Source organism: Bacteroides sp. QWL-09, from assembly GCF_058683585.1.
The window spans coordinates 2,180,075-2,200,242 of sequence record NZ_CM178748.1; the positions used below are offsets into that span (position 1 = coordinate 2,180,075).

At 35.5% G+C, this 20,168-nt stretch carries 17 protein-coding genes and 1 tRNA gene; all 18 read left to right on the top strand.

The window, feature by feature from the left end:
• Positions 1-33: 33 nt before the first annotated feature.
• The 18 genes from AC4PG5_RS08510 (at position 34) to AC4PG5_RS08595 (ending at position 20,156) form a co-directional block, all read left to right on the top strand.
• Positions 34-108, top strand: a tRNA-Pro gene (locus tag AC4PG5_RS08510).
• 130 nt (positions 109-238) lie between these two features.
• Complete coding sequence (locus AC4PG5_RS08515; protein ID WP_492028511.1) at positions 239-1,459, top strand: phage integrase SAM-like domain-containing protein; 1,221 nt, start codon at positions 239-241, stop codon at positions 1,457-1,459.
• A 69-nt stretch (positions 1,460-1,528) separates the two neighbouring features.
• Positions 1,529-2,371: a hypothetical protein gene (locus AC4PG5_RS08520; RefSeq protein WP_492028512.1), complete on the top strand. Its 843-nt coding sequence runs from the start codon at positions 1,529-1,531 to the stop codon at positions 2,369-2,371.
• Between the two features lie 284 nt (positions 2,372-2,655).
• Positions 2,656-3,747, top strand: a complete 1,092-nt coding sequence (locus tag AC4PG5_RS08525; RefSeq protein WP_492028513.1) for a hypothetical protein — start codon at positions 2,656-2,658, stop codon at positions 3,745-3,747.
• Positions 3,748-3,919: 172 nt separating this feature from the next.
• Positions 3,920-5,551 carry a hypothetical protein gene (locus AC4PG5_RS08530; protein WP_492028514.1) on the top strand — a complete coding sequence of 544 codons (1,632 nt, stop codon included), beginning with the start codon at positions 3,920-3,922 and terminating at the stop codon, positions 5,549-5,551.
• A 324-nt stretch (positions 5,552-5,875) separates the two neighbouring features.
• Positions 5,876-6,895, top strand: coding sequence for a DUF3871 family protein (locus AC4PG5_RS08535; RefSeq protein ID WP_492028515.1), 1,020 nt, complete (start codon positions 5,876-5,878; stop codon positions 6,893-6,895).
• A gap of 84 nt (positions 6,896-6,979) precedes the next feature.
• The gene (locus tag AC4PG5_RS08540) at positions 6,980-7,426 is read left to right on the top strand and encodes a JAB domain-containing protein (protein WP_492028516.1); all 447 of its coding nucleotides are present in this window, start codon (positions 6,980-6,982) and stop codon (positions 7,424-7,426) included.
• 172 nt (positions 7,427-7,598) lie between these two features.
• Positions 7,599-8,186: a tyrosine-type recombinase/integrase gene (locus AC4PG5_RS08545; RefSeq protein WP_492028517.1), complete on the top strand. Its 588-nt coding sequence runs from the start codon at positions 7,599-7,601 to the stop codon at positions 8,184-8,186.
• Between the two features lie 127 nt (positions 8,187-8,313).
• Positions 8,314-10,275 (top strand): nuclease-related domain-containing DEAD/DEAH box helicase, encoded by a 1,962-nt coding sequence (locus AC4PG5_RS08550; protein WP_492028518.1) that lies wholly within the window; start codon positions 8,314-8,316, stop codon positions 10,273-10,275.
• A 664-nt stretch (positions 10,276-10,939) separates the two neighbouring features.
• The gene (locus AC4PG5_RS08555; protein ID WP_492028519.1) at positions 10,940-11,263 is read left to right on the top strand and encodes a hypothetical protein; all 324 of its coding nucleotides are present in this window, start codon (positions 10,940-10,942) and stop codon (positions 11,261-11,263) included.
• 26 nt (positions 11,264-11,289) lie between these two features.
• Positions 11,290-11,775, top strand: a complete 486-nt coding sequence (locus tag AC4PG5_RS08560; RefSeq protein WP_492028520.1) for a hypothetical protein — start codon at positions 11,290-11,292, stop codon at positions 11,773-11,775.
• Between the two features lie 2 nt (positions 11,776-11,777).
• On the top strand, positions 11,778-12,338 hold the full coding sequence (locus AC4PG5_RS08565; protein WP_492028521.1) for a J domain-containing protein: 561 nt from the start codon (positions 11,778-11,780) through the stop codon (positions 12,336-12,338).
• Between the two features lie 11 nt (positions 12,339-12,349).
• On the top strand, positions 12,350-12,919 hold the full coding sequence (locus tag AC4PG5_RS08570; protein ID WP_492028522.1) for a hypothetical protein: 570 nt from the start codon (positions 12,350-12,352) through the stop codon (positions 12,917-12,919).
• Between the two features lie 2 nt (positions 12,920-12,921).
• Complete coding sequence (locus tag AC4PG5_RS08575) at positions 12,922-13,974, top strand: penicillin-binding transpeptidase domain-containing protein (protein ID WP_492028523.1); 1,053 nt, start codon at positions 12,922-12,924, stop codon at positions 13,972-13,974.
• 29 nt (positions 13,975-14,003) lie between these two features.
• Positions 14,004-14,429 carry a hypothetical protein gene (locus tag AC4PG5_RS08580; protein WP_492028524.1) on the top strand — a complete coding sequence of 142 codons (426 nt, stop codon included), beginning with the start codon at positions 14,004-14,006 and terminating at the stop codon, positions 14,427-14,429.
• A gap of 607 nt (positions 14,430-15,036) precedes the next feature.
• Positions 15,037-15,609: an RNA polymerase sigma-70 factor gene (locus AC4PG5_RS08585; protein ID WP_492028525.1), complete on the top strand. Its 573-nt coding sequence runs from the start codon at positions 15,037-15,039 to the stop codon at positions 15,607-15,609.
• A 98-nt stretch (positions 15,610-15,707) separates the two neighbouring features.
• Positions 15,708-16,637, top strand: a complete 930-nt coding sequence (locus AC4PG5_RS08590) for a FecR family protein (protein ID WP_492028526.1) — start codon at positions 15,708-15,710, stop codon at positions 16,635-16,637.
• A gap of 150 nt (positions 16,638-16,787) precedes the next feature.
• Entirely contained in the window at positions 16,788-20,156 is a 3,369-nt protein-coding gene (locus tag AC4PG5_RS08595) for a TonB-dependent receptor (RefSeq protein WP_492028527.1), read from the top strand.
• Positions 20,157-20,168: the final 12 nt, after the last annotated feature.

Genomic DNA, 20,168 nt, shown 5'->3' on the forward strand with positions numbered 1-20,168 from the left:
TCAAAATAAAGGCGTAATTTTGCATCCGCAATTCGGGGTGTAGCTCAGCCCGGTTAGAGTACGCGTCTGGGGGGCGTGTGGTCGGAAGTTCGAATCTTCTCACCCCGACTAACCACAAAGCATTGATGATCTGATGATTATTAATGCTTTTTTATTTTAGAGTAGTGCGTAGAATTGTGCGGTTTAAATGCTGGTTTAAACAAAATGTTTAAACTGAGGTTTAAACCAACAATCAGTTATGAATACCTCAATTACGGTCACATGCTACAAGAGTAAAACTTTAGCAAATGGAGAGCATCCTTTAATGCTACGAATCACCCAAGACAGAAAAACAAAGTACAAGAGTTTAAATATATCCATACTTGCTAAACATTGGGATTTCAAAAAGAATCTTCCTAAACCTAATTGTCCTAACAAGGAACTCATAATGAAAATTATCCTTAAGACAAAGTTAGAATATCAACAAAAGATACTAGAGAAGAAATCAAATAAAGAAGAATTCACAGCTTCATCATTAATACATGAAGTCAAAGATGAAATCAAGGCAAGAACAGTAGAAGAGTTCTATTTATCATTAATCGAAGAACTGAAGCAGAAAGGTAATATTGGTAATTGTTACGCTTACCTTAACTCTTATAATACCTTAAAGAACTTCAATAAAGGAAAGAAGCTAAACTATACGTTCAGTTATATAGATGTTGATTTCTGTAAGAAGTTGGAAGATTGGATGCGAAGTAAAGGAAATAAGGACACTACCCTTAGTTATCAGTTCCGAACTCTACGGGCAGCATACAATCGCGCTATTGGTGCTAAAATTGTCAGCAGAGATAAGAATCCGTTCATTGAATACAAACTTAGTCGCTTCAACACTAAGACCATGAAGCGTGCATTGCCTAAAAGTGACATATTAAAGATCATCAATGCTGATTGTAGCGGCAATAATGAACTCCGCCAGCTCACACACGATTTATTCTCATTCTCCTATCTATGCGGTGGAATTTCATTTGTAGACATTGCCAACCTTACGCCTGCGAATATCGTAGATGGCAGGTTAATATATCAACGCCAAAAAACGCATGGTTGCATAAATCTACAATTGTCTGTAGAAGCGCAACACCTTATTGATAAATATGCAAGCTACACACAAGAAGCAAAATATTTATTCCCAATCCTTCACTCTGAAAGGCATATTTCTCCAATGCAAAAGAACAATCGAATACATAAGATTTGTCACCAAGTAAATCAAGAGTTAAAAGTCTTTGCAAAAGAATTAGGAATAAGAACGGAAGTAACCACCTATGTTGCCAGACATTCATTCGCCACAATTTTAAAAAAATCAGGTGTAAATATAGGCATTATATCACAAGCGCTAGGTCACCAAGATATTAAGACAACTCAAATATATCTAAGTAAGTTTGACAATGATCAGATAGATGAAGCTATGAAAAATCTACTCTAAACAAATAATCTCCTACTTGCTGCAATGTAGGTGGGGATTATTTTTTAATTTTGCTTTAAACTTATGATAATGGACAAACTAGTAGAAGATTACATTGACATAGACGAGCGGTTGGAGTACATGGAAGCCATAGCCGTTGAATATGTTCCAGACGTAGATATAGACCCTGAAACAGGAGAAAGATATATATGTGGCACTACCGCCTTACCCATATTTGTAAGAAGATACAATCAGAATAAACTATATGGTAACTTCACATACGAAAATTATATAGCCAATGAGGACATACAGAATACACTGAAAGGTTTAGGAGTTGATATAGATAAGTTCTGGTTCCTACTTCTGTTCATCTTTGATTATACTTGTGGAACGTGCTTGGACGGAATGAAAGCTACAGGCATTGGAATAGAACAGCTCACCAAATTCGCCAAAGCCATAGCTGACAACCATAAGGAGATTAACCAATTTGGAGTAAGTTTTAAGAAGCCTATCACAATCTCTGTAAAGGTTGAGGGCAAGCATCAGATAGTAATTGACAATGCCAATGCAATAGGTTACTTGGCTACTACCATTGCCAACAACCTAAAAGAGATAGAGGAACACCCTTGGATGCAGAGCCAACAAGTCAGCATAAGCACCCATGCAGAAGAAAAGGAATCCGTTCAGATATGGCTGTTCTATAAGATGTTCAATGGCTTCTTCAATCTATCTCCATATAATAAGCTGTTTAATGTCAGACAGAAGAAAGGAAGCACCATATCACTCAGTAAGACATTACTAATATCAAGACTTATCAACTTCACCAAGTTATCCAAACATAGTAAATTCTCAGATGATGAAGATGTTCTAAAAGGTTACATCAAGCAATATAAAGACAAAAGAATTGATACTGCGAACAGCATATATTTCTAATAAATATCTGATAATTAGCACAGTCCTGCTTCATACCATTAAGAGGGTACATGAAAGCAGGACTTTTTTTCTCTCTTTTAATCCTGCCATTATATCCCATCTTTGCATCGTCAAAACGATAGCGGACGAGCAACCAATTAAGAGGGGAAGTAAAACCACTCATTAATTTCTCTCTTTTAATCAGCCCAGAAGCAAGTAGTTTTGCAGCGTAATCAGATAACTAAGTGTACATAGGTTTGACGGTTGCACAGAACATTATTAATCACAATTTAAAAGAAATAATTATGACAACTTCAAATGTTAATTCAGTAGAGATGGTAAATAATAGTGTAGAATCAAACAACGCAACTATGGGTAACATAGAAGAACTGACCAAGGTCTTTGAGAAAGAAGAGAAAGAACTGAACCGCCTTGTAAAAGGCAACAGAAACGAAGCTGTAATAGCAGCACAACAGAAAGTCGTTGATGAAGCCAAAGCCCAAATGGAACAGGCAAAGGAGTTTGAAAGAATCTCTAAGGAGAAAGCTGTCAACAGTTCTTTCACATTCTCTGTAGTGGATGAAGAAACAGGTGCAAGAACGGAACAACAGAAGAAGATAGCATTTGTAAAGAACAACAGACCTGTAAACTCTAAGAAAGTGGATGGTTTTATAGCCTTGATAGCCGCCAATAAATATGACAAGGCTTTCCCCATTATCGTAATGGAAGCGTCCAAACTGATTGAAGCAGGTTATACTGTAACGGACATCAATGGAAAGGAACTGACTAAGGAAGAAGCCAAAGACTACTTCGTTACCCTTGATGGGCAACACAGAAGTACGGCATTCGCCAAACTGATTGCAACAGGGAAATATCAGAATATGATTCCCAATGTTCACATAAGGGATATTGAGAATTTTGGTGAATACTTGGTTGACATTAACAATGTAGGAAGCAGTTGGGATAAAAAGGACAGATTGGTTGTAGCTTCTTTGACTTCTAATGATGAGCTGTTCCAAAATGTAGCAAAATTACTAAACGAAGGGTTCAATCCAACCACAGCTATGTTGATTTACACAGGTAAAAGTCTATCTAACAAGCAGGTAAACAATGTGTTACAAGGAGAAGAATTTATACTTCCCAAAGATGCAAAGGTTGACATTGAAAGAGGAAACAAGTTCATCAACTTATGCAAAGCAGCTAAGATGGATGTTTCTTTCATCACTAAGCGTTACTTTATCAAAGGCTTCAACAGTCATGCCATATCTATAAGTGAAGAACAGGCATTTAAAGCTCTTGACAATCTAAAATACAAGAACTACAAAGAAGATAAGTGGAAAGGGGTTAAATCAGAGAATGATTTCATTAAGATATTGAAAGAAGCTCTGGAAGCATAAGACACCAACTATAAAGCCAATGTGACAGGTTGGCTTCTCTACTCTGAATTTTCAAGAAGTGGTGTTTCTCCACTATATAATATAGTAGATAATCCTAATATTTGGAATTGAGACCTATATAAAGTCCAATAATTAGGGTTGCAGTTAACTAATTTAAAATCACCAAAGATATATGATGATACCATTGGATATTAAAGAAGAGAATGGCTTTCTTATCATGGATGACTTCCCAGAGAATTGCATATTTAACAAGGTCAAAACTGGTTGCGGTGCTACCACCATAGCACTTACTAATAGCCAAAACTATATAATAGTCGTACCCACCACAGACTTAGTAATAAATAAATGCTATCCAAGTAAAGACAAGGATGGCAATGATTTAGTTTGGAAGAAATCTGAAATAGTTCCAGATGTTAGTCCTGTAAATTCCCAATTATTTGGCTTATATGGTAGATTCACCGTCTCCACCAAGACCAAGTTAAAGAAGTTCCTTAACAAAGAGGGAGTGAAGAAGATTATCTGCACTTACGATAAAGTGGAGAAGATAATGCCATTCATCAATCCAGATGAATATAAAATCCTTGTAGATGAATATCACGACCTGTTTAAACAGTATCTATTTAGATTTAAGGCTATAAACGGAGTTTTAGACCACTATAATAAGTTCAACTCTTATTGTTTCCTATCAGCAACTCCTATCCCAGAATTTGTAAAGCCCAATACATTTAAGGATATGACAGAATATGTGGCGAATTGGAAGTCAATAGATAAGATTACTATCTATCCATGTAAAAGTGAGAAGGCTTATGAGACCGCAGCTAAGATTATCAAGCAATATCAAGAGATAGGTTACTTTGTCTTAGATGCGATGAAGAGCGAAGAAGCTTACTTCTTTGTTAATAGTGTACGTGAGATGAAGAAGATTCTGGAGAAGACTAACCTAACAAATGATGATTGTAGGATTATCTGTGCAGATAATGAGAAGAACAGCACTAAATTAGAAGGCTTTAAAATCTCTAACTCTGCCTCTAAGCCAAAACGCTTTACATTTGTAACCTGTAAAGCATTTGAGGGAGTGGATTTCTATTCAGATACAGCATTATGCTTCATTGTCAGTAACGGATATAATGAGCACACCCTTATTAGTGTGGATATGGACATCCCACAGATTGCGGGGCGCATAAGAACTAAGTCCAATCCATTCAGGAATAAAATAGTTCATATTTTTAATCCTAAGAAAGTTAGTTACTATGTTCCGTTGGATATTAAGATACAGGATTTAGATAAAGAATTAGCTACTGCACGAAAGAGAGCACTTAAATATAATAGTGAACCAGTAGATGACATAAGAGCCCAGGAAAATACTGAACGTGAAAGGTTAGGTGCTGACACCTATATCATTAAGAAAGATGGTAAATATGAGGTTAACGATATGGCTGCCAAGTTAAAGCTTTATCTATACTGGACTACGCATATTATATATAGGTCAACAGATGCATTACAAGAGGCTTATGAAACATTGGGGTTATCAGCTGTTAAAGGTTATGAATGGAATATCGCAGACGAGAATATGATGAAGAATATTCTTAAATCCCCACAGTTTAGAGACTATCATAAACGATTCTGTGACCTAAAAGACAAAAGGACTGGATTGTCAGAAGATGAGAAACAGGAGTTAAAAACTATTTATGCACATTACCCCATACTGGTAGAGGGATATAATAAGCTTGGTGCTAAAGCATTAAAACGATTACGCACGATTAAAGCTATTAATGCTGCATTAGAAGAATTGAAAGAGAGATAAACTCACTACTAGACCTCATATAAACTCCCCCTCTCAACCTTAAAAGAAAAATGATATCTTTAGAAGGGGGTAAGGGGGGATACCTACATGAATAAAGTAGTACCTTACACATTCTTTTGAAATAATGTTCCTATGCCTTGTACAAGTGCTCACATCCATTACCCACTATTTAGATCAATTATACTAGTGCTCATACACACAATTTAGAGGATATTTAGGGAAAAACACAGAACAACCTAAAACATAAGAGAATAAACTTACTTATGGCTTAGGTTCGTTCTTGTTAAATCCATTCAATCAATAATCACTTAAATATTTAGCGTTATGAGAAATTTAGCAATTGCATCAAGTACAATCCAACGCAAAGAGCGTTTAAACATGGGAGAATATGCAGAAGAAGCTACAATCGTGGAAGAATTTACAATCCCTAAAAGAGCAAATCATTTCATAGAAGCAAACACACAAGAAGTCGCTTTCCAACATTTACAACAAGATTGCATCATTCCCAGTTTTGCATCAATGGAAGAAACGATCAGTCACCAATCCTTTATAAGCACAATAGTAGATGCAGCTAAGGATTACTTTCAAGGAGAACAGTTTGATGTTCCAGAGATCAGAATCTCACATCCTATTAATGGGAGAATCCCAAGTGCATTAGGGAAGAAAGCATCTGAATTAAAAGAAGAAGAAAAAACGCTGTTTTACCAAAGAATGTGTTTTTGCTTTGAAATTCCATCCATTATACATGATGAACATGGAAACAGACTTGCATTATCTATTGGTGGAGTAAGGGCATATAATGAGATCAACTTGTACAGCAAGAAATCTGTGGAGAAGTTTAAAATCTTTATTGGCTTTAGGAATCGTGTGTGCAGTAATCTTATGCTTACGACTGACGGCTTACAAGATAAAGTGGAAGTTTTAAGTACACAAGAATTATATGCAGCAGCCTTAAATCTATTCCATGCTTATAATCCATCTAAGGATTTACATTTGTTACACGCACTTGGAAATCTGAATATCACAGAATCTGAATTTTGCCAGATAATTGGTAGAATGAGGCTATATCAAGCACTTACTCCAAATCAGCAGAAAGAACTACCTCGTTTACTTTTGGGAGATAGTCAGATTAATGCGGCTTGTAGAGCATTTATTTCTGATGAGAACTTTAAAAGTAAGGGTGACAGCATTACAGGTTGGCAACTCTTAAATCTGCTTAATGGGGCTGTAAAGTCTAGCTATATAGATAACTTCTTGGAAAAGAACCTTAATTGTACAGAATTTGTACAGGGAATCCAGAGAGCCAAACAAGGAGATACAGAATACGCTTGGTTCTTGGGCTAAGTGGATTATTGATTGAGAGAGGAAAGGGCATCTATTTAGTTAGGTGTCCTTTCTTTGTTTTTACTAACTACAAAATAATATATTATGAATATAGATTATAAGGTTGGGGAAGTAGAGGTCTCCTATAAATTCACAACTAAAAATAGAATTAAAGTCCAGAGTTCTGCTGATGCTTACCATGTTTTACTTCCTACCTTTAAAGAGGGTACAATGGATTATAAGGAATATTTTAAAGTCTTATTCCTAAACCAAGCCAACCAAGTTCTTGGATATACTGTAATATCAGAAGGAGGAATAACTGAAACTTGTGTTGATGTAAGAGTTATCTTACAAGCTGCATTACTTACGAACTCTGTCTCTCTTATATTAGCGCATAACCATCCAAGTGGCAACTTTAAACCAAGTCAAGAGGATATAAAAATAACACGATTAGTAAAAGATGCTGCCACTCTTATGAGAATTGCAGTTTTGGATCATATCATTTTAACGAGTGAAGGATATTACAGCTTTATGGATGAGGGACAGTTATAGCTACCATAGAGCATAAAGTGTAAAAGAGCATTCAGTCTTAAAATTGGGTGCTCTGCTCTTTATAATATTCACTTCCTATAGAAATGAACGTTTCTCTAATAATCAATGAGTTAATTACTCCAACTCAAAATAAATATTCACTTTTATTCATTTACCCATAAAACAAAACATTATGTCACTAAAATATTCCAGTACAACAGCAGACTATCTTGTTTGGTCTGATGCAATGAATCTTATCAGAAAATTGATTAAAGATGAAAATTATAAAATATCTCTTCTTATAGCATTAGGGTGTTTTACAGGATTAAGAATATCTGATATTCTAGCTTTAAGATGGAAGCAAATATTAGATGTAGAAGAACTTACGATCATTGAGAAAAAGACAGGTAAACAAAGAACAATCCGCTTCAACCCTCAATTACAGCAGCATATCAAAGAGTGTTATGAACATATAAATCCTATTGGGATAAATGCACCTATCCTTATTAGTCAAAAGGGTACAGTCTTCACTGTTCAGCGAATAAACGTTATTCTTAAAGAAGTGAAAAAGAAGTACAGACTTAAAATTAAGAATTTCTCTTGCCATTCTCTTAGAAAGACTTTTGGCAGACAAGTTTATAATTTGAACGGTGACAATGCTGAATTTGCTTTAGTTAAACTGATGGAATTATTCAACCATAGTTCTGTTGCTATCACTAAACGATACTTAGGATTGAGGCAGGAAGAAATATTAGAAACCTATGATTGTTTGAGCTTCTAGTTTTATTATCAGGAAATATTAACATTATGAGTAAATTAGATTTACATTTTTTATTTGTACGTTTATTTATTTTATTGTAATTTTACAATATATTTTCCTTAAATGAAATTTAGTTTTCTCTAATAATATGGCAAAGTTATATCCCTCATTGGAAATCATAAAAAAGCGTAAACCAAAAGCAACTCTTGGCGAAAAAGCGTTATTGTCATTCCTTCTAAAAAATTACGATTTAGATTATGAAATCTTTTTTCAGCCTTTTCTAAATGGAGACTTACCTGACGTAATTGTCGTTCACAAAAATGGTGGCGTTATGATTTTTGAGGTTAAAGATTGGAGTTTATCAAATTATGATATAACTAGCGATGGCAAATGGATTGTTCATGCAAATAAATCAAGGGTTATGAATACCCCATTTGATCAAGTTCTAAAATATAAAAAGAATCTATATGATTTACATATAGATTCTTTACTAGAGTTGAAGCTGAAAGATTATAGATATTGGTATGTTGTAAAATGTGCCGTTTATTTTCATTGTCACACCACTGAAGATGCTAATAAATTTTGTAAAGGAACTAATCCTACTCCTAGATATACAAAATTTCTAGAAAAGAATCTCACAATCATTGGAAACGATTCTTTGAACAAAAAATATTTTGATAATATATTTGATAAAAATTGGATCAGTCGTAAGAGTAAATATTTTACGGATGATTTATATGCTAGTTTTGCTAGAATACTTAAACCATCATTTCATACTATAGAAGAAGGGTTAGAATATAAATTATCTAAGGAACAAGAGTTTTTGTCTATAAGTGAAGAAGGTTCAAGAAAACGAATAAAAGGTGTTGCAGGTTCTGGGAAATCATTAGTTTTAGCACAACGAGCTGTTAATGCACATAAAAGGACTCACGGAATTATTTTAATATTGACATACAATATTACTTTGAAGAATTACATCCATGATAAAATTAGTTCTGTTAGAAAAGATTTCTCTTGGGAATTTTTTCACATTTGTAATTATCATGATTTTATAAATTCTAATGCAAATAATGTTGGCATAGGTTTTAACTTTTATAAAAACGATGAAAAAAAGGAATCTTTTGTGGAAAATGAAGCGGAATTTTCACGATTGGCAGAAAAATATATTTATTCAAACTTACATTTATTTGATAATTATAGAGATTATCTACCAAAATATGATGTAATTCTTATCGATGAAACGCAAGATTATAAAGAGAACTGGATAAAAATTATAAGGGATAATTTTGCAACTAAAAATGCCGAAATTGTAGTTTTTGCAGATGAAAAGCAGAATATATATTCAAGGGAACTAGATGCTTATAAAATGCCTATAATTCCAATTCAAACAGGGCAATGGGATAAAAAACTAAATAAAAGCTATCGTCTAGCTAGTAAAATAGCTTTGTTGGCCTCTGATTTTCAACACAAATATTTCTCAGACAAATATTCTATCGAAAACCAAATAGAAACAAATGCTATGCTGTCAATATTTCATGAACCATATATCGAATACCACTATTATTCTACTGAAGAGAATGAACAAGAAGATAATAATTTAGCGGAATATATTTACAATCAGATATTAAAACATGAGTTTAATTCCAATGATGTTACCATATTATCATCACGCATTAGGATGTTGAGAAAGTTAGATTATACATTGAGACTAAAAAGTAAAGAGCGTACAAATATAATGTTTGAAACGCGTGAAGAATTCCTGCAATTATGCCCTAATGCTCAGACTGGATTAGAATGTAACTCACAAATTAAGAAGATCCGCAAAAACAGGAAAGCTAACTTTTGGATGAATAGAGGAACTATTAAATTAAGCACAATACATTCATATAAAGGATGGGAAAGCCCTGCGTTGTTTTTAGTAATTGAGAATAATTTGAAAACAAATAATAGACTGAACCAATCAAAACCGAATGAATTTTCAGATGAGCTAGTTTATACAGGTCTTACTCGTTGTCAGAATTATCTTTTCATTATAAATGTAGGTAATCCGTTATATCATGACTTCTTCTCAAACAGCATTTTCGTTGATAAAAAAATAGTACACACATAGTACTAATATATCATTTAAATATAATGTGTTGTGATATACCATTAATGGACCTCCTTGTACCTTTAGTCTCTAATAGATAATAATCCCTATAATTTGATTTTTACAAGAAATTGGCCTTTTTTATATATAACTAAGAAAATAGCGCTCATATACATCTATAGTCCATTCTTCAAAAGTTTGGTTTTTCTCCCTTATATAATATGACCAATTTTACCCATTCTAAGATTCTATATATTTCTAAAGTCTTAAAACTGGGGTTACAAGTAGCAATTCCTAAATCACCAACGATATGCTTACATAAAGTGCATAATCCCTGTTAGGTGTAAAAATGAAATATTTTACTTTTTATAGGGGAATAGCAGTTTTCATACCTACATGGATTTATTGAGTAAAAAGGCACGTACACCTTATTTTATACTATTAACCATTTCTGCAATCACAAAATTTACTATTCCTTCTCACACCTGCATTTATTTAATTGAACAATATTCTTGTCAGATTAAATGCTTTTTATACCTTTGTGCATCCTCCTTAGAGGAACACATATTGGAAACAAAGAGCGTTTAAGTTATTATCCTTGTTCAGAAAATCGCCAAATTAATGAACAATCCAAGGGTAGTAGACAAGAGCGCTCACGTCATTGCTATATATTTACCTCATTGAGGTGAACTATATACCTTATGGCGTGGGCTATTGTTTATTATTTGGATTGTGGGTGTTTGGCGATACCTCTGGACAAATAGTAGCAATAGTTCCCACGCTTCTTTTATTTTATAACCGCTTCCCAGAGGGAACAGGTAAGCATAATAAATTTATTATATGCACAACGGGCTTTATACTCATCAAACTTTTACCTTACATCATCACTGGCAGTGATAATCGTTTTTATCGCAGGCTATTTTTATATCATCACTTTAGGATGAATCAATTTGGATATATTCTAGTAAAAATCTTTATAGGTGGATCTTATATTCCTAATAATGAATAATTCAAAAAACCAAACTTAATATAACAATGAAAACAATTAGATTATTTACAGCCATATTATTGGTTGCATCAAGTACTGGATTTAGTTCTTGTACAATGTCTATAAGAAAGCAAATGGATTTAGGAGAAACTCAATTTATCAAAGAACTGTCTTACATGGATGAAAGAGAGGCATTGTCTAAAGGAATAGATTACTACAAAGCTCCAGAGATCAATTATAAAGAACATATTCGATCTTTAACAGGAAAAGAATTAATAAATGAATGCAATCAAATAATGGAAGAAGATAATCATAAGGATTACATTCGGTTTGGACGAACTTCATTTAAAATCACAAGAAAGGTCGGTGACATAAAAGCATATGCGTTAGAACACTCTGATGAGATTGTAGCCAACGAATTTAAGTTTAGCGGAATATTTACTCATTTTGGAACCAATAAATATGGTGAGGTGAAAGCCGTAGTAATTGTAGTTCCAGAATTAGAAAAATACATTGTTAAACCAATATATTAGAAATGAAGAATTATTATCAAGTCTTAGGGTTAAATCAATATGCTACCCAAGATGAAATCAAAAGTGCATATAAAAGGTACGTTGTAAAGTTTCATCCAGACAAACACAATGGAGATAGTTTCTTTAAAGAAAGATTTCAAGAAATACAAGAGGCTTATGAACATCTTATAAAAGGTGATAGCTGTTTTTATAATGATGCCCCCCAAATTATAAGTTTCAATCTTTCGTCAAATGAAGTTATCATTAAAAGTAAAGTTACAATTTCTTGGGAAACACGCTTTGCTTCTGATATCTGCATATCCATTAAAACGACTAACGGCATTGAAACTTATGATAAGCTCTTTCCAAAAGGCGAAATGGTAATAACTCCATATAGCCAAGATATGAATATTGGGTTAACTATTACTGCAAAAAACAATATATCAGAAGTTGTTTCCAACAGATTGCTTCGTTTGAAATATCCACCGAACCAATACAATGACTCGATAGAATATAAAGTTATAATGTGGGGAATTGCAATTATTGTAATAATAGGAATAATGAGTTCTATTTTTAATCATTAAATAATAATATTATGGAATTAAGAAGAAGAAAATATTCAGAAGTAAGCAAACAATTTATTTTCTCTATTATAGATGACAAATTAAGTGCTTTAAAATTATTTATAAAGAAAGCTCCTGGTTGGGCTATGGCTATTATTGCATTGATAATAGGAAAGAAATACTGGGATTATGGCTATATTTCTTTTGATTTGATACAAAATGAATTAATTGGTCTTGCATTTTTGGGGATAATCATCCTCATCTTTTTCGTTATAGATATGCTTATACCTCACCACGCATATATTGGGATACACCCAGAAGGAATTTGGCTACGAAACGAACAAGTTGGGGATATTGGATTTATAGAATGGGGATGGATTAAAGATATTAAAATATCTTACAAAGATCAAATCGCTTACATCGTAGTTTATGATATGGATAGCATAAAAAAAACTATCGCAAAAGCAATAGGTTTTAAAACGTTTGTTGTAGCAACTAATGGTGAAGAGAAGGCAATAAAAGTTCCATTCGCCTATTTTACACAAGACATATTAGATTGCATTGTAGATAATCAATTTGCTAATTTTGAAGTAATAGAATAAATATGATGAAGTTACTCTTACCATTTACATTACTTGTTTTTATTATGCTATCCTGCCAACCCAAAGAGCAGAAAGACAAACAGGTTTCTACCATAGACAGCACTTTACAAGTTAAAGCTACCTCTATTTTAAAAAGCAAGCTATCTGAGATCAGTGCTCAATCTGGGCAAGTTATTATTATGGAAGTTCAAACAGGGCAAATCAAGGCTCTGGTTGGACTTACCAGAAAAGATAGTGCAAACTACCAATCTTCTGATAAATTCTCTGATCAAAGCCCTACAAGTCTGATGCACCCCATATCATTATTAGCAGCATTGGAAACTAAAAAGATAAATCTATCTAGTAAAATCAATGTTGGTAATGGAATATATTCTGTTCATGGGAAAGAATTGAAAGACCATAATTGGCAAGAAGGTGGATATGGTGAAATTACATTAGAACAAGGACTAGCTTGTAATTCAAACATTGCGACTTACAAAGCAATGGAAAAAACATTTGGCAATAATCCACAATCTTATTTTGATTTACTGGCTAAAATGAGTTACGCCAAACCAGATAGCATTATAGGAATAAACAATCTGAAATCTGCATACTTCGTTACTCCTAAGGATAATGATTGGAATAATGGGGCATTTGCATGGTTTAGCATTGGATATAATCAGCTCATAACACCTATCCAAACTCTTACCTTTTATAATGCCATAGCTAATAATGGAAAAATGTTACAACCTTTACTCTTTAAAGATAGTACTGTAATAATCAACTCACAAATAGCAATAAAATCAAACATAGACAGTTTGAAACGGGCTTTAGATTACAATATAACTGAGGGATTAGGTAAACCTGCATACTCTAATAAAGTGAAAATTGCAGGGATGCAGGGAACTATTCAACTTGAGAATGGGGGTTATATTGTAGAGTTCTGTGGTTACTTCCCTGCTGACAATCCGCAATACACTATAATAGTTTCTATAAACAAGATAGGACTGCCTGCAAGTGGTGGATTAATGGCAGGTGATGTGTTTAGGCAACTTGTAGATACATTAAATACTTAGAAAAATATCAATCATTAAAACTTAGAAAAATGAAAACGTTTAGAATTTTAGCAGCCCTAATGATGGCTGTAGTGTGTGTTAGCTTTTCGTCTTGTAGCAAAGACGATGATGAAACAAAATCTGTAGAATTATCCTTAGCCAATCTTAAAGGTACATGGGATATGGTTAAATGCTATGGTTGGGAATACAACAGTGATAACACTAAAGAGAATTGGGAAGAGGACGTAAAAGGAGAATATATCTTCTTTGAAGATGTAGATGGTAATGGTGGTTATTATGATGGACATGTAACCAGATATTTCTCTAGTCTAATTGACGGAAACAAGTTAGTCTTTAAAAGCTCTGATTGGTTAAGTGGTAAATCTGTCACCATAACTAAACTTACAAGTACAGAATTACACATTACTGCTACAGATGAAGATTCAGAAGAAAATTATGAGATGAAGAAAAGATAATCTGCTCATAAGCAATAAAAGAACAGCATTTAAGGAAACTTAGATGACACTATCCTTTTTATAGAATTACTATATATGGATAGAACATAAAGAACTCATTTCAAATGCTAACCAACGTTTAAGACTGTTTAAACCATTATTTAAACCAAAGCAAACTACCATAGAATAACATACTGATAATCAACAATTATCATGCTGTAAGATTCAAAGTCTGGGGGGCGTGTGGTCGGAAGTTCGAATCTTCTCACCCCGACTAACCACAAAGCATTAATGATCTGATGATTATTAATGCTTTTTTATTTTAAGAGCTCTTCCGCTAAAGAAGTTGGTCAACGCTATAATTACACGGAAAGTCAATCACAACGTCAACCAAAAGTCTATAATAATATTAATTGCCATACTCTATTACACTTACCAAATCCTAACACCAGATAAATCCTCCTTAACGATTAATAAAGATCTTAAAAGACAAACATGCCATAAAAAATCATTAATATCTATTAATTAGGCATCTTAGACTTTGATACAAATCAAATTATTTTTCTATCAAAAAACAATCTATTTCACATTTAAACTCTATTTTTGCCTCCCATAAAGATGTATTTGTATGGAACAAACCAGGAGCAACCACGAACTAATTCTATTTAATAAACTGTTTTCGGACTATCAAAAACGGTTCATTTGGTTTGCTTCTACCTATGTCGACGACCATATGGTGGCCGAAGACATTGTCATGGAAGCCATGATGTACTGTTGGGAGAACAGAGAGCGGTTGGACTTTGAAGGCGGCTTACCCTCCTACATTTTTAGAGCCATCAAGAATAAATGCCTCAACCATATTCGAGACTGTCAATATCATCAGACTGCATCAAAAGAACTTCAAGAACATTTAGAATGGAAACGCTCATTGCAAATTGCAACGTTAGAAACTTGTAACCCGGAAGAGTTGTTAACCAAGGAGATGCATGAAATTGTAAATAAGGCCTTAGATAAACTACCCGCAACAACCAGACAAATATTTATCATGCGCCGCTTTGAAGAAAAATCATATCGCGAAATTGCAGCCGAGCTCAATATTTCGGTCAAAGGAGTCGAATACCATCTTTCAAAAGCAACCACACTATTAAAGAAATCATTGAAAGATTTCCTACCTGCCCTGCTCTTCTTATTGCATCCTTAGTTAATTAGCATTTATTAACTAGGGATTTAAACTTCGCTCGTGCTATTTTAAATAGATGCATCTAAAAGATGACAGATGTATAAACGACAAATAGCCCAATGAACAAAGAATTACTATATCGTTTCTTTAATAAGGAAACCACCTACGAAGAAGAAAAACAGATTCGTCGGTGGCTTGAAGAGTCTGATGAAAATCGTCAAGAACTTTTCAGAGAGCGAAAGATGTTTGATGCCTTATTACTACACGCCAACACATCTACAATCAAAACGCAGAAGAACAATCGTAGGTTACTTCGTAAGATTGCGATAGGTATAGCCTCTACAGCTGCAGTCATATTGCTCACCATCACCGCAACAGTAAGGCATATGGAGCAAACCTTAAATGAAATGCCGGATAATGTCATTGTCGTTCCTCAAGGACAACGCGTTAACTTGACACTAAGCGATGGCACTAAAGTTTGCCTCAATGCCAAAACCCGAATGAACTATCCCCAAAGCTTTAAGTCGGCCGATAAACGAGTGGTTTCCATTGATGGTGAAGCCTATTTTGAAGTCAGCAAAGATAAAAAGCATCCGTTTATCGTGAAGACCCAACGTGGAAATATTGAAGTTTTAGGAACCAAGTTTTACGTCTCCGCATACGGTCAGACCGACAAGTTCGAAACCTCATTGGTTGAGGGACGAGTCAAAGTCTCCACTCCATCAGCACAATTAGTCTTATCACCTAACGATAGAGCAATCTGGAAGAACGGTCATCTGATACGTAGCAAGATACACGACATTGATCTCTATCGCTGGCGTGACGGGTTATACTGTTTCAAGGACGAATCTTTCGACAACGTTCTAAAACAATTTGAAGTCTACTACGATGTCAAGTTTGTCTATCAGAATCCACGTCTGAATAATCCAAAGATGAATGGAAAGTTCAGGCTCGTCGACGGTATAGATTATGCATTAAAGATCTTGCAAAAAGAGGTGCATTTCACTTATAAACGAGATGAAGAGTCGAATATTATCTATATCAAATAACCATGTTAAACCCATAAATTAAGAAAAACATGCCAAAGACACCTTAAGCCCCCCAAAAAAATCGGCAAGTACTGCCATACCTGCCGATCGTGAGATTTACTTTCTCACCCGAGAGTGAAAAAAGTTTTTAATAAATCTAATCGTAAAAGTATGAAAAAAAAATCATATGGAGGAGATAAACAATCTAATCCTCCATCCGTTAACCTATTTTATAGAACCATGCGTATAACTACATTTCTACTAATGTTCTGTTCATTTTGCATGTTTGCAGGCAATATTAATTCACAGAATGCCAAAGTGACAATTAAAAAGAGTAATGTAACCTTACTCGATGTACTCAATGAGATAGAACATCAAACCAATTACCTATTTATCTATTCTAACGATGTTAATGTCAACCGTCCGGTTTCGATTAACGTCAACCACAAAGCCGTTTCAGAAGTCCTCAACCATTTGTTCGACCAACAAAATGTGAGCTATCAATTAGAAGGCAGCCACATCGTCTTGAGCAAGCACGAAACCTCACAAGCCAATTCCATCTCTTCGGTGCAACAACAACGCACCATCACAGGAACGATTACCGACAAGAGTGGAGAACCGGTTATCGGAGGTTCCGTTAAGATCAAAGGGAGTGTCGTAGGAACCATTACCGATATTGATGGAAATTTCACCTTATCCGTTCCAGAAAAAGCGGTACTTGAAATTTCTTATATCGGATATAAGCCTAAAACCGTTACTTTAGGAAGCGATCGCGTTTATAATATCCAATTAGAAGAAGACACAAAAGTTCTCGATGAAGTGGTGGTCGTAGGATATGGCGTACAGAAGAAAGTCAACCTATCGGGTGCCGTAGCCACAGTAAGCAATAAAGAACTTCAGAATCGTCCTATTCAGAATTTATCCAGCGGACTTCAAGGTTTGATGCCAGGAGTTACGATCACTGGGACTAACGGAGCTCCGGGTATGGATAGCGGTTCAATCCGTGTACGTGGTACAGGAACATTAAATACCGCAAGTCCATACATCTTGATCGATGGTGTGGAGTCGGGAACCTTAAATTCTGTAGACCCGAACGATATTGAAAGCATCTCTGTCTTGAAAGATGCTGCATCAGCAGCAATTTACGGATCAAAAGCTTCGAACGGAGTCATTCTAGTCACCACCAAGCGGGGAAAAACCGGAAAAACTCAAGTCTCTTACAGTGGATACGTAAGCTTCCAGAATGCCACTGAAGTCATCGATCGCCTAAACTCAGCCGATTACGCATCGCTTTATAACCAAGCTTTGTTGTCAGAGGGAAAAGCGGCCCGTTTCACAGACGAAGAGATACAAAAGTTTAAAGACGGTAACGATCCACTATATCCTAACACCGATTGGTACGACCTGGCCTACAAAACAGGAATCCAACACCGACATAATGTCAATGTTAACGGCGGTGCGGAAAATATGAAATACATGGCCTCTATCGGGTATCTGAATCAGACCGGTATCTTACCTAACGCTGCACGTGAACAGTTCAATGCTCGTACTAACCTAGACATGAAAATCAACCGACGTTTGTCTGCTCGCATGAATTTGGCCTTCATCAAGAATAAATACGATGATCCGAGTTCGGCGTATGCCGGAGGAGGTTCCGATCAAATTCTTCGTCAGCTTAACTTGATTGCTCCATGGATTGTGGCAAGACATGACGACGGTACTTGGGGAACAATCTCCGATGGTAGCCCCATCGCTTGGTTAGATTCAGGCATGAAGGTGACTCGCGACAACTATAATTTCACGGGTACAGCTGCCATTGATTATGACATTACCTCGGAACTAAAGCTCACCTTGTCGGGTGCCTATATAAACAACCTACAAAACTATAGCTACTTCCAAAAGTTCATCCAATACAACGCTAACAAGAAATCCGATCCGAACTCTTTGGACGAGCGTTTCTATATGTGGAACAGAACCAATTACGACGCCTTATTGAACTACGATAAGAGTTTTGGAAATCATAATCTAAAAGGACTACTTGGTTGGCATACAGAAAAATACAACTATAAATACCAAAAGTCGTACCGCAAGAACTTCCCAAATAACGAGTTGACCGACATGAACGCCGGTGATCCTTCAACCCAACTCAACGAAGGTAACACCCGCGAACTAGCCATGATCTCTTGGTTTGCCCGTGTGAACTATGATTATGCCGGAAAATACATTTTAGAAGCCAATGTTCGTGCCGATGCTTCTTCACGCTTTACAGAAGGACATCGTTGGGGTTATTTCCCCTCATTCTCCGGTGCATGGCGCATTAGCGAAGAAGCCTTTATGGAAGGTACTAAAGATTGGTTGAACAACTTAAAAATACGAGCTTCATGGGGACAGTTAGGTAATCAAGATGCTTTAGATGACTACTATCCGGCTCTGAACACCTATAACCTCGATTCAAAATATGTTTTCGACGGCTCATTAAACTCGGGTTATTATCAGAAGAAATATCGCCTGTCGACTATTTCTTGGGAAAAAGCCTCAACTTGGGGAATCGGAGTCGACTTTGGCTTCTTCAACAACAAATTATCGGGAACGATCGACCTATACAGCAGAAAGGCCACGGGTATCATCATGGATGTAGATGTACCTAATGAGTTTGCACTCGAAGCCTATAAAGACAATGTGGGTTCTATGAGAAACAGAGGTCTTGAAGTGAACGTCGCTTACAATGATAAGATCGGCGAATTCACGTTCGGTGCAGCCCTTAATTTTGCATACAACCAAAACCAAATCTTAAACTTAGGGGCTGTCACTCACATGGACGTAAGCAACGGATACAAACAACGCAATGTGGTAGGTCAGGCCATCAACTCTTACTTCATCTATAAGGCCGATGGGTTCTTTAATTCACAAGAAGAGGCTGATGCCTTCACAACCAAGTATGGTAATCCTTTTGGAGGTGGCAAGTTTAAAGCGGGTGACATCAAATATGTCGACACCAACCACGACGGCAAACTGACAGCCGAGGACCGCATCATCTGCAACAGTCCCGAACCGGCTTATACCTTCGGATTAAATTTAAATGCCGCTTGGAAAGGACTCGACCTATCGATGATGTTCAACGGAGCAGCTAAAGTTGCACGTCTATTCGATTCCCGCGAAGTCTACGGAGCCTTCTCCGGCGATGCCGGTCACCCGGCGACTATCTGGAAGAACGCTTGGAGCGAGACCAATCACAATGCCGACATGCCACGACTATTTACCAACACAAACTCTCCAAGTAGCTCAGCCAACTCGCAATCGACGTTCTGGTTACAAGACACGAGCTATTTGCGTTTGAAGAACTTGCAATTAGGATATACTTTCCCTAAAACCGTGTTAAACGCATTGGGAGTATCTAATTTACGCATTTATTATTCCGTGGAAAATCTGTTGACGATCGATAATATGAAAATCAACATTGACCCGGAAGCAACTAGTCAACGTTTGTCTTCTTATCCGTTGCTTCGTACACATGCATTCGGTTTAAACGTCTCTTTTTAATAACTAATGAAT